Origin of the sequence: Enterococcus sp. AZ171 (assembly GCF_051714005.1) — a bacterium.
GTDB lineage: Bacteria > Bacillota > Bacilli > Lactobacillales > Enterococcaceae > Enterococcus_B > Enterococcus_B pernyi.
Window position 1 is genome coordinate 690,846 of record NZ_JBIORA010000001.1, and the last position, 15,139, is coordinate 705,984.

The 15,139-nt window shown below is 39.5% G+C and carries 13 protein-coding genes; 11 read left to right on the top strand and 2 right to left on the bottom strand.

All coding sequences use genetic code 11. The features are described 5' to 3' along the window. Positions 1-376: 376 nt before the first annotated feature. The 7 genes from IGJ49_RS03245 (at position 377) to IGJ49_RS03275 (ending at position 7,821) form a co-directional block, all read left to right on the top strand. Positions 377-1,390 (top strand): NAD(P)H-dependent glycerol-3-phosphate dehydrogenase, encoded by a 1,014-nt coding sequence (locus tag IGJ49_RS03245; protein WP_010736124.1) that lies wholly within the window; start codon positions 377-379, stop codon positions 1,388-1,390. Between the two features lie 30 nt (positions 1,391-1,420). Next, the gene (gene galU, locus IGJ49_RS03250) at positions 1,421-2,302 is read left to right on the top strand and encodes a UTP--glucose-1-phosphate uridylyltransferase GalU (RefSeq protein ID WP_010736123.1); all 882 of its coding nucleotides are present in this window, start codon (positions 1,421-1,423) and stop codon (positions 2,300-2,302) included. Positions 2,303-2,365: 63 nt separating this feature from the next. Beyond that, on the top strand, positions 2,366-2,740 hold the full coding sequence (locus IGJ49_RS03255; RefSeq protein ID WP_010736122.1) for a hypothetical protein: 375 nt from the start codon (positions 2,366-2,368) through the stop codon (positions 2,738-2,740). Between the two features lie 508 nt (positions 2,741-3,248). Continuing rightward, the gene (locus IGJ49_RS03260; protein ID WP_010736121.1) at positions 3,249-3,854 is read left to right on the top strand and encodes an SIS domain-containing protein; all 606 of its coding nucleotides are present in this window, start codon (positions 3,249-3,251) and stop codon (positions 3,852-3,854) included. Between the two features lie 521 nt (positions 3,855-4,375). Then, the gene (yfcC, locus tag IGJ49_RS03265; protein WP_019722929.1) at positions 4,376-6,115 is read left to right on the top strand and encodes a putative basic amino acid antiporter YfcC; all 1,740 of its coding nucleotides are present in this window, start codon (positions 4,376-4,378) and stop codon (positions 6,113-6,115) included. 203 nt (positions 6,116-6,318) lie between these two features. Beyond that, a complete protein-coding gene (gene iadA / locus IGJ49_RS03270) occupies positions 6,319-7,509 on the top strand; it encodes a beta-aspartyl-peptidase (RefSeq protein ID WP_438722391.1) in 1,191 nt (396 codons plus the stop codon). A gap of 90 nt (positions 7,510-7,599) precedes the next feature. Next, positions 7,600-7,821 carry a CsbD family protein gene (locus tag IGJ49_RS03275; RefSeq protein WP_010736118.1) on the top strand — a complete coding sequence of 74 codons (222 nt, stop codon included), beginning with the start codon at positions 7,600-7,602 and terminating at the stop codon, positions 7,819-7,821. 62 nt (positions 7,822-7,883) lie between these two features. Here IGJ49_RS03275 and IGJ49_RS03280 read toward each other — a convergent pair whose 3' ends face one another. Together IGJ49_RS03280 and IGJ49_RS03285 are read right to left on the bottom strand one after the other, a co-directional pair. Next, a complete protein-coding gene (locus IGJ49_RS03280; protein WP_010736117.1) occupies positions 7,884-8,549 on the bottom strand; it encodes an ABC transporter ATP-binding protein in 666 nt (221 codons plus the stop codon). Between the two features lie 12 nt (positions 8,550-8,561). Beyond that, positions 8,562-10,070, bottom strand: coding sequence for an ABC transporter permease (locus tag IGJ49_RS03285; RefSeq protein WP_438722394.1), 1,509 nt, complete (start codon positions 10,068-10,070; stop codon positions 8,562-8,564). A gap of 473 nt (positions 10,071-10,543) precedes the next feature. Here IGJ49_RS03285 and IGJ49_RS03290 point away from each other — a divergent pair, with 473 nt between their 5' ends. From IGJ49_RS03290 to IGJ49_RS03305, 4 genes are all read left to right on the top strand, one after another. Next, positions 10,544-12,223: a ribonuclease J gene (locus IGJ49_RS03290; protein WP_010736115.1), complete on the top strand. Its 1,680-nt coding sequence runs from the start codon at positions 10,544-10,546 to the stop codon at positions 12,221-12,223. 112 nt (positions 12,224-12,335) lie between these two features. Further along, entirely contained in the window at positions 12,336-12,686 is a 351-nt protein-coding gene (locus IGJ49_RS03295) for a PTS sugar transporter subunit IIB (protein WP_438722397.1), read from the top strand. 429 nt (positions 12,687-13,115) lie between these two features. After that, positions 13,116-13,796: a metal-dependent hydrolase gene (locus tag IGJ49_RS03300; RefSeq protein WP_077151578.1), complete on the top strand. Its 681-nt coding sequence runs from the start codon at positions 13,116-13,118 to the stop codon at positions 13,794-13,796. Between the two features lie 9 nt (positions 13,797-13,805). Continuing rightward, positions 13,806-15,137 carry a DRTGG domain-containing protein gene (locus IGJ49_RS03305; RefSeq protein ID WP_438722400.1) on the top strand — a complete coding sequence of 444 codons (1,332 nt, stop codon included), beginning with the start codon at positions 13,806-13,808 and terminating at the stop codon, positions 15,135-15,137. The last annotated feature ends 2 nt before the right edge of the window (positions 15,138-15,139 follow it).

A 15,139-nucleotide genomic window follows, 5' to 3' on the forward strand; every position in this document is an offset into this window, starting at 1 on the left:
TTTTCGTTTTTTATTCTTGAGGATTTTGTCTATTCTTGAAACTTGCACTTACATTGGTGGAGTAACTGACCACATAAGATGCACCTCCTTTAGTTCGACTGTTGATAAATAGACTATATCATTGGAATAGACCAAAAAACATCTTGTATGGTATTGCAACATTATAATTTCTATTTAAGGTAGATCAAGAAATAAAATGGCTGAATAAAATGTTTCTGGGGCATTTGACCTCTCACACCATCTAAAAAGTAGCCACTTCGAAACACTTATATCTCGACCTCTTCTTAAACAAAAGCTAAAAACAATGAAAATAAGTCCAGTATTTTGTTAATCTATACTATAATAGAAACTAACTATGAATTTTGGAGGAATTTCCATGAAACAAAAAATTGCAGTATTAGGCCCTGGCTCTTGGGGAACTGCTTTAGCTCAAACCTTAGCAGAAAATGGACATGACGTCCGTATCTGGGGGAATGTTCCAGAACAAATCACAGAAATCAATACGTATCATACGAATAAACACTATTTACCTGAGTTACATTTACCAGAATCAATCATCGGTTACACAGAATTGGCTGAAGCTGTCAAAGAGGTAGATGCAGTATTATTTGTCGTACCGACGAAAGCAATCCGTGCTGTAGCACAAGAATTGCTACAACATTTAACGACAAAACCAGTGATCATCCATGCAAGTAAAGGATTAGAACAAGACACGCATAAGCGGATCTCAGAAGTGATTGCTGAAGAAATCCCAGAAGAAAAACGTCAATCCATCGTTGTTTTGTCGGGACCTAGTCATGCAGAGGAAGTGGCAGTCCACGATATCACAACGATTACTGCTGCAAGTGTTGATCAAAAAGCAGCTACTTATGTGCAAGAATTATTTATGAATGATTATTTCCGAATCTATACAAATAATGATGTGATCGGTGTGGAAACAGGTGCAGCATTGAAGAATATCATTGCAATCGGTGCCGGCGCGATCCACGGTCTTGGTTTTGGTGACAATGCGAAAGCGGCGATCATGACAAGAGGATTAGCTGAAATCAGTCGTCTCGGTGTAGCAATGGGCGCGAACCCTTTGACCTTTATTGGATTGAGCGGTGTTGGTGATCTGATCGTCACTTGTACCAGTGTCCATTCACGAAATTGGCGCGCGGGTCATATGTTAGGTGAAGGACAGAAATTAGACCAAATCCTAGAGAATATGGGAATGATCGTGGAGGGTGTATCGACAACAAAAGCGGCGGTTGAACTTGCTGATCAACTAGGTGTAGAAATGCCCATCACTCAAACAATCTATCAGGTCCTTTATCAAGGGAAGGATATCAAACAAGCAGCAAAAGAAATCATGTTGCGTGATGGCAAGATGGAAAACGAATTTCAGTAAATCAACAGAATGGAGTATATAAATACGCATATGGAGAATAAAATCGTAAGAAAAGCAGTCATTCCTGCAGCAGGTCTAGGTACACGTTTTTTACCTGCTACAAAGGCAATGGCAAAAGAAATGTTGCCGATCGTTGATAAACCAACGATCCAATTTATCGTAGAGGAAGCTTTAGCTTCGGGGATCGAAGATATTTTGATCGTTACCGGAAAAGAAAAACGACCGATTGAAGACCATTTTGATTCGAATATCGAATTAGAATTGAATCTACAAGAAAAAAATAAAATCGACTTGCTAAAATTAGTCGAAGAAACAACGAATGTCAATCTCCACTTTATCCGTCAGTCCCATCCTTTAGGACTAGGTCATGCGGTATTACAAGCGAAAACTTTTGTTGGAGATGAACCATTCATCGTTATGCTTGGGGACGATTTGATGGAAGATGAGATTCCACTGACAAAACAATTGATCTTAGATTACGAGAAAACAAAAGGTTCGACTGTAGCAGTCATGAAAGTTCCTCATGAAGACACGTCAAAATATGGGATCATCGATCCAGAAACAAAAGAATCTGAAGGCTTGTATGAAGTGAAACGATTCGTCGAAAAACCAACACCTGAACAAGCTCCGAGTGATTTAGCGATTATTGGACGCTACTTATTGACACCAGAAATTTTTGAATTATTAGAAACACAAAAACCTGGAGCTGGAAATGAGGTTCAATTGACGGATGCAATTGATGAATTAAATAAAAAGCAACCCGTATATGCGAGAGTATTCAAAGGCTCTAGATATGATGTCGGTGATAAATTTGGTTATCTAAAAACAAGTATCGAATACGGTTTAGGTCATCCTGAAATCAGCGAGCAGCTGAAACAATACCTCATTGATCTAAGTCATTCTCTGGACTAAAAACTTAACAATTAGAGAAATAAAATCTTGAGAAAAGAATAGTAAATGAGGTGTATTGCTTACATGGGGATTCTAATCAACATTGCACAAACGTTTCTTGATGGATTGAAATGGTTGATGGAGGGAAATAATTGGCTGTTTTTACTGCCAGTATTATTTATTAGTTTGTTTACGATGTTTTATATGGTCAGAATAAAAGAAACCTTTTTGATTTTTATTTGGTACTTAGCAACAGTGGCGATCGGTAGTTTGATCATCGTTCTTTTGTGGGGAGATCAACAGGCATTTCTTTTTGCGGCAGCTTTTCTTTTGCTGTACCTTTTTGCCTATATCCCGTATCTACTTAAAAGATTTCATGTCGTCAAAAAAGGCAAACATGCGGCTTCTCCGAACCGCTCAAAGGATGTCTCAGAAAGACGGACAAGATCTGACCGCTGATATTTTGATACTTGCACTTGTTTCGCACTTTCCTTACAATAGATGCAGATAGAAATAACTAAAAAAAGGCTCCTTGATAGTTAGCGGCAACTAACTATCAAGGAATGACCAGTCACACGTATACACCCTGACCGATCATTTTGCCATAGTCGATGCAGCGCACCGACCGCATTTATTGTACCTGATTTAAGGAAGATTTTCTACCTTATGAATCTAAAAAGCGGAGGAAGCGGGGCAGTTTATTTACTATGTCAAAACAGATGTATATTCAAGCGAGAAGTTTGTTTAATCCGTTTTAAAGACTTGCTTTTAGCGATACATCGTTCCTATCTTTTACACTGAAGCTGAAGAACATCAAGATGCTGCTACATCAGATCTTTTGCTTGATTGTAATGAATAAGTGGTTAAGGTAAAGATGAGACTGAGCAATTGCTTCGTCTCATCTTTTTGTATTTTTCTTTTTGATAGTTATCTCTATTCTGAAATAGCAGAAGAAGAGGAGAAAAGAATGAGCTTACCCTATTTTGATTATTGTCAAAAACTTGAACAAAAATTAAGGATCGAGGAACCCTTGATGGAACAAGCGGGTCGTTGGATCGCTACACAGATTCATCGAGGAGGATGTTTACATATTTTTGCTAGCCGTACCTTACAAGGCACTGCCTATGAATTTTGGCAACAATGTCCAAAAATCTTGCCAACTCAGTTGATTGAACATCCCGCAGCGGGGATTTATGAGTCGCTGGAAGGAACTGGCCAAGCAATCATTGAACAAATCAATGCGCAACCCGAAGATATTTTTCTTTTCTTATCAAATGAAGGTAGAAATCCTGCAATCATTGAACTGGCGGAATGGGTCAAAGAACAAGGGTATCTATTGATCGTGATCACCGGATTTGACTTATCCCGAAGTATCAAGTCAAGACATAGTAGTGGTTTGCGCTTATATGAATATGCAGATCTAGTATTAGATAACTATGCAACGATAGATGATGCCGTCCTTACGGTTCCTAAATTTGAGCCAGCTATATGTGGTGCAGCTTCCTTAGCAACCTTAATCCTATTACAGCAGATCGTTTATTTTTCAGTGTATTATTTGTTGGAGAGTCACTAAAGCGAGAAGGTTAAGAGTCCGAAAAAGAGACAAGAAAGAATCATGAAGATTCTTTCTTGTCTCTTTATACACGTTGATGAAAGAGTCTTCCCCAAAACTCTTTACACTCCAATTATAGTACATTTGTTATGAATATTGCAATGAAGATACCTAATGAAAATAAAAAGAGAGGAAGAGAGAGGCAGAAATTCAATCAAAAACATCGATTCAAATAGGAAAGGAGCGAGGAAGAAAATGTATAAATATTTGTTAATCGCTAAAAAATCTTTGTTTATACGTAATTAGAAATGAAAATAAATAGTCGGAAATAGCGACATTGTAAAAATAAAAAAAGAATTTTAATCCATTTTTATAGGTACTATGGCTTTGAAACCAGCGTTTTTATTAAAATGTGTCTTGATGATAACTAAAATCAATAGATTATTTTAATTGTTTATTCATGTGGTATAGAACATTTTACTGTATAATCTATTTGCTTATTCATTATTGACAAAAACGTAGCAAGAAAGGAAGAACGAGTTTTGAAGAGAAAAAATTCTTCAGTAAAGAAAAAACGAGACTTTACCAAAATGACGACACCGCATACGTATGTCATTATTTTTGGTGTAGTTGTACTTGCCTGGTTATTAACATTTATCGTACCAGCTGGGAGATTCAGTACGCAAGATATAGAATACAAAGATGCAAATGGAGAAACCAGTACCAGAACAGTATTACGCCAAGATTCGTTTCGTTATGCTTATGAATTAGATAAGGCTTTTGTATTTGATCAACTGGAAGAATTACAAAATGATCCAAAGGAAAGAGAAAAGCTAGCTGTTCCTGAAGAAGGATTAGAAGAAGTCTTGGCAGCTGGTGAGAAAAACTTGACCCAGGAGAAACTAGATGAAATCTCACTGACAGATGATGTTTTATACGATGAATATGGTGAAGACATCTATGACACCTCAAAGAAATTGCATAAAACAGCAAAACTATGGGGGACCGATGATTTCGGTGGTTTCGGCTTTTTAAACTTCGTTTTTGAAGGTCTAGTATCAGGTGATAAATATGGTTCAGCAGTCGGGATTGCTGCACTTATTTTAGTCGTGGGTGGTGCATTCGGGATCATTATGCGAACGGGTGCCATCGATGCAGGTATTTATGCTTTTATCAATAAGACACGTGGTCTAGAACGTTTAGCTTTACCGCTCTTATTCTTTGCTTTTTCATTTGGAGGCGCAACGTTCGGTATGGCTGAAGAAGTCATTCCATTCTCAATGGTCATGGTACCTTTTGTGATTGCCTTAGGCTATGATTCAATCGTCGCCGTCACAGTCACCTATGTGGCGTCACAAGTCGGGAATGCCACGTCATGGATGAGTCCGTTCAGTGTCGCCGTTGCTCAAGGGATTGCAGGTATTCCAGTCTTATCAGGCGCCACCTTCCGATTGATCATGTGGGTCGTCGTGACTGCGTTATCGGCTGGTTACTTAATGATCTATGGCGAAAAAGTTCGGAAGAATCCGGAAAGTTCATTAACGTATAAATCTGATGAATACTTCCGTAACCACTTGAAGAAAACATCCGATGAACAAAAACCATTTACACTAGGCCATAAATTGATTTTAGGCGAAATGTTGATCGTTTTAGTTTGGATCGTTTGGGGAGTCACACAAAAAGGCTATTATATCCCAGAAATCGCCTCTCAATTTTTTGTTATGGGACTCGTTGCAGGGATCATTGCTGTTTTATTCAAATTGGACGGTATGACGGTCAATGATATTGCCTCTTCTTTCCAATCTGGAGCAGCAGATCTAGCTGGAACAGCGATCGTTGTTGGGATGGCAAAAGGAATCTTACTTGTATTAGGTGGATCAGATGCTTCTGTACCTTCTGCGCTTAATACGATCTTACATGGTATTGGAACAGCACTGACTGGTGTGCCGGCAGTTATCGGGGCATGGGCGATGTACGTATTCCAAAGTTTGTTCAACTTAGTCGTCACTTCAAATTCTGGACAAGCGGCATTGACGATGCCAATCATGGCACCGTTGGCTGATTTAGTAGGTGTCTCTCGTCAAGTGGCTGTATTAGCTTATCAATTAGGTTCAGGATTCATGGATGCGTTCACGCCGGTTTCTGCTAGCTTGATTGGTGTCTTAGGTGTGGCACGGATCGAATGGGCAAAATGGGCACGATTCCAAATCAAAATGCAAGGATTCTTCTTTGTTTTAGGAACGATCTTCATTATGATTGCAATCGCGATCGGACTTCAATAAAACAAATAAGAACTGATTTATAGCAATCAAAGAAGTTATGCTAACCGATACGTAACTCTGAGACAATAAGCGAGAAAACCCGAAAGTATCTTCATATTTTTGGATTTTCTCGCTTATTTCCGAAAGAGCGATGGATTGCTTATTAAACAACCTTTTGAGTGTTCTAAAAGGTAAAGACTATTTTATAAAGGAGAAGATCAGATATGAAACTCATTCGACAAATCGATGTCTATGCACCAGAATATCTTGGTAAGAAGGACGTATTAGTGGCAGGAAATAAGATTGTTGCCTTGGAAGATCAACTATCCGGCGGTTACGAAGAATTGATCGTGGAAGAAATTTCAGGAGAAGGAAAACTCTTGACCCCAGGTTTTATTGATGCCCATTTCCATATTTTAGGTGGCGGCGGCGAAGGAGGCTATCATAATCGCACGCCAGAAGTCACACTTAGTCAATTAACGACAGCAGGAGTGACAACAGTCGTAGGTTGTATCGGGACAGATGGCGAGGGTCGAGATATGACTGCTTTGATCAGTAAAGCAAGAGGGTTAGAGGCAGAAGGATTGACTACGTATGTTTATGTTGGTTCTTATCGGTTGCCGGTCAAAACGGTGACTGATTCATTGATCAAAGATTTTCTTACCATTGATAAGATCATTGGGATCGGAGAAATCGCTGTCTCTGATCATCGCTCTTCTCAGCCAACATTCGATGAGTTTGCTCGGTCAGTGGCGGATGCTCGTGTTGGGGGCATGTTATCAGGTAAAGCAGGGATCGTGAATGTCCATTTAGGTGGCGGAAGTCGAAAATTGGAACTATTGAATCGTGTGGTTGAAGAAACAGAAATCCCTATTACTCAGTTTTATCCGACGCATGCGAATCGGACAACTGAATTATTAGCTGCATGTATCGAATTTGCGAAAAAAGGTGGAACGATCGATTTCACTGCAAGTGAAGATCCTGATTTTTGGGAAAAGACCGATGGTGAAGTTCGTTTCAGTAAAGCATTGAAGCAGTTATTGGAAGCACAAGTCTCTCTTGATAACTTCACCTTGACCTCCGATGGACAAGGTAGTCTCCCATATTTTGACCAAGAGAACCATTTTATCGGTATGGGCGTCGGTAGTGCGAAATCCTTACTGGTGGGCATCAAAGAAGCCGTTCAAAAAGAAGACATTCCTTTAGAGATTGCCTTACGAGCTGTGACGTCCAATTCTGCAAGAGTCCTTAAACTGGACCAAAAGGGAAGAATCGCTGTTGGTAAAGATGCAGATCTTTGTCTACTTGATAAAGAAACCTTAGAAATCGATACGGTGATCGCTAATGGCACCATCATGGTCCAAGAAAAACAAGTGAAAGTTTGGGGAACATTTGAGCAAATTCTTAACAACTAAATAACACAATAAGCATTCTGTTTGTTTGTTTTTATAATTGGTGTTACTCTAAAAGTAGTTACAAAGACAAATTTTAGAGGAGGAAATATTATGGCAGATTTAGAAGGACGCTCTAAAGATTTGAAAGACAAAGTTGCAGGTGAAGGCAAAGAAGCCTATGGAAAAGCAACAGGCGATAGAAGTAAAGAAACAGAAGGTAAAGCCCAATCTGTAGGTGCGGATATCAAGAGTAAAGCTCGTAATATCGGCGATGAAATCAAAGAAGGCTTTGAAGATGTAAAAGAAAAATTTTCAAAAAAAGACCATAAATAGTCTACTTGTAAATTCTTAAAAAAAAGCGTCCTACCAATAAGGTGGACGCTTTTTTTTAGCGGTTATCCAATGGCAATGGACGCGAATGTTTTATTTTTTAATTCAAAAACTTCATCACATTTTTTAGCCACTTCTAGTTCGTGTGTCACAATGATGATACAGCGATCTTGCTCATGGGCGATTTCTTGGAAGAGTTGAACGATTTCTTGTGAAGTCGTTTCATCAAGGTTTCCTGTTGGTTCATCCGCAATGATCAACTGATGTTCGCAACAAATCGCTCGGACGATCGCTACGCGTTGTTGTTGTCCCCCAGATAATTTAGTGACTTGTTGTTTTGCAAGTGTTTCATTTATCCCAACGCGTGCCAAGCGATCAAGTGCTACTTGGCGATACTCTTTTTGAGGAGTATTTGAAATTTCCATGGCGGTAATGACGTTATCAAGAGCGGAAAGGTAAGGCAATAAGTTGTACGCTTGAAAAATAATGGATACATCATTTTTGCGATAATTCCGTAGGCCTATTTTAGCTAAAGCTCGCTCTTCATAATAAACAGTCCCTTCTTTTGGTGTATCAAGTCCTGAAATCAACGAAAGAAAGGTCGTCTTTCCTGAACCACTAGCCCCTAATATGGCGTACATTTTTCCTTTTTCAAAGGATAGATTCACATCTTTATAAAGTGCTTCTGTTGGATTCTGATACCAGAAGCCCAAGTTTTCTGTACGTAACATCCAATTCCTCCTTTAGTTTAATAAAATTTTTCGTGGATTTAATCGTAGTATGCCGATGGAGGCTAGAAAAACTGAGAGTAAGCTGATCCCAAATGCAACAGCTGCTAGTAGGCCAAGTTGAGCTGGTTGAACAGTGATTTCAAGGTCGCTTACTTGCTCCGAAACGGTAAGTGGATTACTAGTTCCACCTGGTTGTCCGCCAGGTCCACGATTGCCACCACCAGGCATCTGCTCTCCTTGTTGCTCGGCAGGTGAGTCGGTTGACGTTTCAGTTTGTTGATCAAGCAACTGTTGACCGACAGCATTTGCAACGACATTTCCACTGAATGAAGCCACACCTAACGCGACGATCATACATATGGCCACTTCTGCAAACAATTGAAGGACGATTTTGCTTCTGGATTCACCTAATGAAAGCAATACCCCTAGTTCATGGCGACGCTCACGAATCGTGATCATGATGATCAAAGTCAAAATAATGATTCCAGCAACCGCAACGAGTAAAACGACATTTTGTGAAAAACTGGCCACGTTGTTAAGTGGTTCAAGCATTGCTTGGAACATGGTATCGTTTGATTGAAGACTGAACGTTGAAGTATCGATCAGGTTTTCTGCTTCATTGATAAAGTCTGTAATTTTATTAGGATCGGTCAGCGTATAAACCGCAGAATCGATTGTGTCATCTTCTGTCGAGCCATTCAATGTATTGGCAAACGTATAATAAGTATACAAAGTGTTCGCTGGATTCATGAAATTGAAATTCATTCCCATGCTACTACTTGTTTCACTTGACTCATAGATTCCTTTGATCGTCATTTCATAAGTTGTTTCTTCGTCTTCCGTGCTAGTAATTATGAAAGTATCTCCTACGGATAAGTCATTCGCACTAGCTAAAGTAGAGTCGATCACAACATTGTTCGTATCTTTGTCGCTATCAGTGATTCCTTCTCCTTCGATGATTTTAGCTGTGCCATCTGTAAAGCCACTGGTTTGGGCTGTATTGGATACCCCGCTGATTTGAAAATCTGCTTGGATCATTTGGGGTTTGCCACCTCCCATAGCTCCACCCATGTTTTCACCGTTTGGTGCAGCATCAGTTGCAGTATCAGTTTCTTCGGATGTTTCTGAGGTATCAGAGCTTGAAATGGCAGTGATCCCGCTATTGGCTAAAGCTGATGCAGAGCTTTCGAAGGAAAAACTTGCTACATTATCTAGTACTGCGATCTTTTCTGCATCGCTGACTGAAACAGGTGTGAGGGAGAAACTTCCAGGATCTGGTCGTCCACCGGATTCAGTATCAGTTTCCTCTGTTTGTTTTTGAAAAGCCGCTTCACGATTTGCACTTAAAGTGACCGTCGCACCGATATCTTTTTGAGCTTGCTCTGCTGCTTCTTGTGCCGCACTACGTATGGTTAGTCCAGCAAGAACGAAGACAAGGATTGCTGTAAAAACTGCTAATAATAGTAAAGAACGCCCCCATTTTACTTTTGTACTTTTTAATGCTCGTTTGAAAAAATTCATTGGTTCGATCTCCTTTCGAAATGAGTACAAAAAATAGAATAAAGGGAGTAGCTTAAGCCTACCTTAAAAAGCGGCCACGAATACAAACAGTTGAAAGCTAAAAACAGATCAAATGGAGCAGGAAATGAAAAACATTCTATAGTTATTGAGTAATTTATGTTAAAATAGACGAAGTATCTTCTAAAACAAAAGAAGAAAAAATGGTCTGGGAAAAACATGAAGACAGAAACAATCGTACATGCTAGCGATTTGTTTGATTTGTTGTATAATGATGTGGAGCAGTTGATCGAGCAACTGAAGCAATCCCGATTTTTTTGTGTCAAAAAAAGATCCTAAACGCCTGTAATATTAAGATAGATTTGATTATCTAATGAAATCATCCGAAAACGAGGCACTCAGAAATTGGATCGTTTTAAATAAAATAGAGAATCGACATCGTCAAAATGAAGATGTCATAAGAAGAGGTGAAATTTGTGAGTACCATTAAGATTATCCCTTTAGGCGGTGTACGCGAAAACGGAAAAAATTTGTACATTGCAGAAGTAGGGGAAGCTATTTTTGTTTTAGACTGTGGTCTGAAATATCCTGAAAACGAATTATTAGGGATTGACGTTGTGATTCCTGATTTTACGTATTTAGAAGATAATGTCGATCGTGTAGCAGGTGTCTTTCTGACACATGGTCACGCAGATGCGATTGGGGCGTTGCCTTATTTATTGTCAAAGATTTCTGTACCTGTGTTCGGAACCGAATTGACGATCGAATTGGCAAAGTTGAATGTCAATCGCAATGATGCTGCAAAAGGATTCAAAGATTTTCATGTGGTAGATGAGCATACAGAGATCGATTTCGGTGAAACGATCGTTAGCTTCTTCCGCACCACCCATACGATTCCAGATTCAGTTGGGATCAATTTAAAAACCCAAGAAGGAAATATCGTTTATACGGGTGATTTCAAATTTGACCAAATGGCGATCCCAATGTACCAAACGGATTACGCTCGTTTAGCAGAGATTGGGAAAGAAGGCGTGTTAGCTTTACTAAGTGAGTCAGCAAATGCAGAAAACGCGACCCCTGTTGCTTCTGAGTTCCAAATTGCTGATGAAGTATTTGATACGATCAAATATTGGGAAGGACGGATCATCGTTGCTTGTGTTGCAAGTAATCTTCAACGCGTCCAACAAATCTTAGACGCCGCTGCTAAAGCAGGACGTAAGGTTGTGTTGACTGGGCAAGACTTTGAACGGATCATCCGAACAGCTATGCGCTTAGAAAAACTTCAATTACCAAGTGAAGACCTATTGGTCACATTAAAAGATATGAAAAACTATGAGCCTGAAGAACTGATCATTTTGGAAACAGGCCGGATGGGTGAACCAATCAAGTCTTTACAAAAAATGGCGAATGGCGCGCATCGCCATATCAAGATCAAAGAAGGCGATCTTGTTTATATCACAACGACACCAAGTATTGCGATGGAAACAATGGTTGCTAAGACAGAAGACATCATTTACCGAGCAGGTGGAATAGTCAAACAAATCTCTGACAACCTGCGGGTTTCCGGTCATGCAAATCCAAATGACTTACAATTGATGTTGAACTTCATGAAACCTAAATATTTCATCCCAGTTCAAGGAGAATACCGTGAACTAGCTGCCCATGCAGACTTAGCCCATGCAGTAGGTATCCCCTATAAAAATATCTATATCACAGGACGTGGGGATATTTTAGAATATAAAAACAAGCGGATGAGTGTGGCAGGTACGACAAGTGCTGAAAATGTCATGATCGACGGACTAGGTGTTGGCGATATTGGAAACATCGTCTTACGCGATCGTAAAATCTTATCTGAAGACGGTATTTTTGTTGCAGTAGTGACAATTAGTCGTCGCGAAAAGAAAATTGTCTCAAAACCGCAAATCACTTCACGAGGATTTGTTTATGTCAAAGCAAGTCGTGATTTGATCAATGAAAGTAGCAACATGATCGAAACCATTGTAGGCAAACATTTAGAAAGCGATGATTTCGAGTGGAGCAAGCTGAAACAAGAAATACGTGATCAATTAGGTCGCTATTTGTTTGAACAAACCAAACGCCGCCCAGTGATTTTACCAGTCATCATGGAAGCGACACAACGTCGCGGCAAAAGATAAAAAATGAAAAGCTGTATCAAAAGATGTTCAGATAATGAATATGTTTGGTATAGCTTTTATTTTATAGCAGTAAGAGCATTGGATATATTATGGAAAGGTGGAAGTGTCTGTAATGGAAAAGGAACTTGTTTTGGAAAATAATCAAATGAAAGAGAAACAGATCATCGTTTTTGGCGTAACTTCAATGAGTACAGATAGTACCCTTTATACCAATTTGTTAATAACAAAGATGAACAACCTAGCAAAAAAACAACATTTACTTGTGCATGTTGACATGCATAGCATTTCTAAGTTAGATCAGTATGCAGAGGCTACCGATGTTATTCTATTATCTCCAGAGCTTTCTTCTATGCGAGAAAGTATCGTAAAAGATTATCCTACAAAGGTTATTGAAGTGATAGAAATGAAAGATTATGGTCTGCTAAATGCCGAGAATATCTTAAAAAAATTTCTCCATCACTAAACTGGAAAAGAAGAAATTATCAAAATAGTTAGCAAACTTCGTTTTTTTTTATCACTCCTCTATCTAAAAAAGTGTTGCGGATTTATTCAATCTTGTAAGCCTTATAAGGCATCTAAACTGTAATAAAAATACCTATAGTAGAAACTGGCGTCTTAGTTTCTACTATGGGTATTTTTTATTTTGAGTATTATTACAGATTCGTAGTCATTCTAGATTTATTCACAGAAATCAAACACTAAACAGAAACTGTCAATTATAGACGAAACATTCTTTTATCTGGGGATTCAGTCGTAAGTACACGCTCACTTGATACTTGGTACAACCTGTATTATCTGTTACAATTGAATAGGATATACTGTACTACTAATTGTGTAAATGTTCGAAACGAAAACGAAAGAGTCAGTGACCAAAATGTTGAGGAGTGAGAAGATGAAGATTACTTATCATGGACATTCTTGTATTTCTCTTGAAATGCAAAATGGCCAGCAAGTGCTGATAGATCCATTTATTACTGGGAATCCTATGACTGATTTAAAAGTGGATGAAGTCCAGACGGACTGGATATTGATCACCCATGGACATGCTGATCATATTGGAGACATGTTGCCGATTGCGAAGAACAATGAGGCGACCATCATCAGTATTGTCGAAATCGCTGATTATGCACAACAGCAAGGAGCAAACTCTTTTGGGATGAATATCGGTGGCAAAAGGGAGTTTCCTTTTGGCACAGTCAAATTTGTCCATGCACAGCATAGTTCAAGTATTGAAATCGATGGTGTTTCGCGTTATATGGGAGAGCCTAGTGGTATTCTGATCCAAGCAGATGGGAAGACGATTTATCATGCGGGTGATACCGCAGATTTTAGCGACTTAGCGCTCTTAGGTGAACAGTTTATGATCGATGTAGCCTTTTTACCGATTGGCGACAATTATACAATGGGACCTGAGGATGCGGCTCGTGCGGCGAAGCGAATCAAAGCGAAGAAAGTCGTGCCGATCCATTACAATACCTTTCCTGTCATTGAACAAGATCCGCAAGTATTCATCGATTTATTAGCAGATACCGAAGGAAAAATAATGAGCGTTTCGGAAACGCTGGAAGTGTAGGGGAAAGAGATGGCGACAAAACATGATTTGATTTTAGAATATATCGAAAGCCTACCAGTGGGGAATCGAATATCTGTCCGTAGTATAGCCAAAGAATTGAATGTCAGTGAGGGAACGGCCTATCGAGCAATTAAAGATGCTGAAAACGTAGGGTTAGTGTCAACGATCCAACGAGTAGGAACGATACGGATCGAACGTAAGTTGAAGAAAAATATCGAACGATTGACGTTTGGCGAAGTCGTGCGGATCATTGAAGGCGATGTCTTAGGCGGGGCAGTCGGTCTAGATAAAGTTTTGAATAAATTTGTCATAGGTGCGATGACCAAGCACGCAATGGAACGCTATATCACTCCAGGTTCATTGATGATCGTCGGTAACCGTACAGAAGTGCAAAAGTTAGCACTTGAGGATGGCGCAGCAGTGTTGATCACGGGTGGTTTTGATACGACGCCTGAGATTGCCAAATTAGCCGATGAATTAGCTATGCCGATTTTACGTACGACTTATGATACCTTTACTGTAGCAACGATGATCAACCGAGCGCTTAGTGACCAACTGATCAAAAAAGATATCATGCTCGTCGGTGATATTTATCTGTCTGCCCAGAAAACACATTATTTGTTACAGTCGGATACGGTGGCTGATTATCAACGGATTTCAGAAGAAACCCAACATTCTCGTTTCCCAGTGGTGAATCATCACATGCGTTTGATGGGGATCATTACGGCAAAAGATGTCGTAGGTAAAGCACCGACACAAGTCATTGATCGGGTCATGACCAAAGATCCAATCAGTGTCAAGAAATCGATGAGCGTCGCTTCTGTCGGACATCAAATGATTTGGGATGGTTTAGAAGTCATGCCAGTCGTTTCCGATGATTTGACGTTAGAAGGATTGATCACACGGCAAGATGTCATGAAGGCGATGCAATTGGTGCAACGTCAACCGCAAATTGCTGATACGATTTCTGATCAGATTTCAGGAGCCATCCAAACGATCGATACAGATCGTGAAGGCAATCGATTGACGACGCCTAAGTTCAAATTTGAGGTTTCACCACAAATGGTAACAGGTGTTGGAACGATTTCTTTTGGGGTGTTAAGTGAAATCATTTCAGATGTTGCGCAAAAAACAATGATCATGAATCAACGAAGAAATATCTTGTTGGAGCAAATGAATCTACATTACCTTCGTCTGATCCAGATCGAAAGTGAGTTAGATATTCGTCCAAGAGTTTTAGAAATCGGTAGAAGGTCCGCTAAACTTGATGTAGAAGTATTTATAGAAAACACGATCGTGGCTAAAGCCATTGTCGTCTGCCAAGTGATGGAACGTTCGTAGAG

Coding starts and splice junctions, on each gene's coding strand:
- IGJ49_RS03245 (WP_010736124.1), top strand. CDS start 377: ATGAAACAAAAAATTGCAGTATTAGGCCCTGGCTCTTGGGGAACTGCT.
- galU (WP_010736123.1), top strand. CDS start 1,421: ATGGAGAATAAAATCGTAAGAAAAGCAGTCATTCCTGCAGCAGGTCTA.
- IGJ49_RS03255 (WP_010736122.1), top strand. CDS start 2,366: ATGGGGATTCTAATCAACATTGCACAAACGTTTCTTGATGGATTGAAA.
- IGJ49_RS03260 (WP_010736121.1), top strand. CDS start 3,249: ATGAGCTTACCCTATTTTGATTATTGTCAAAAACTTGAACAAAAATTA.
- iadA (WP_438722391.1), top strand. CDS start 6,319: ATGAAACTCATTCGACAAATCGATGTCTATGCACCAGAATATCTTGGT.
- IGJ49_RS03275 (WP_010736118.1), top strand. CDS start 7,600: ATGGCAGATTTAGAAGGACGCTCTAAAGATTTGAAAGACAAAGTTGCA.
- IGJ49_RS03280 (WP_010736117.1), bottom strand. CDS start 8,549: ATGTTACGTACAGAAAACTTGGGCTTCTGGTATCAGAATCCAACAGAA.
- IGJ49_RS03285 (WP_438722394.1), bottom strand. CDS start 10,070: ATGAATTTTTTCAAACGAGCATTAAAAAGTACAAAAGTAAAATGGGGG.
- IGJ49_RS03295 (WP_438722397.1), top strand. CDS start 12,336: ATGGAAAAGGAACTTGTTTTGGAAAATAATCAAATGAAAGAGAAACAG.
- IGJ49_RS03300 (WP_077151578.1), top strand. CDS start 13,116: ATGAAGATTACTTATCATGGACATTCTTGTATTTCTCTTGAAATGCAA.
- IGJ49_RS03305 (WP_438722400.1), top strand. CDS start 13,806: ATGGCGACAAAACATGATTTGATTTTAGAATATATCGAAAGCCTACCA.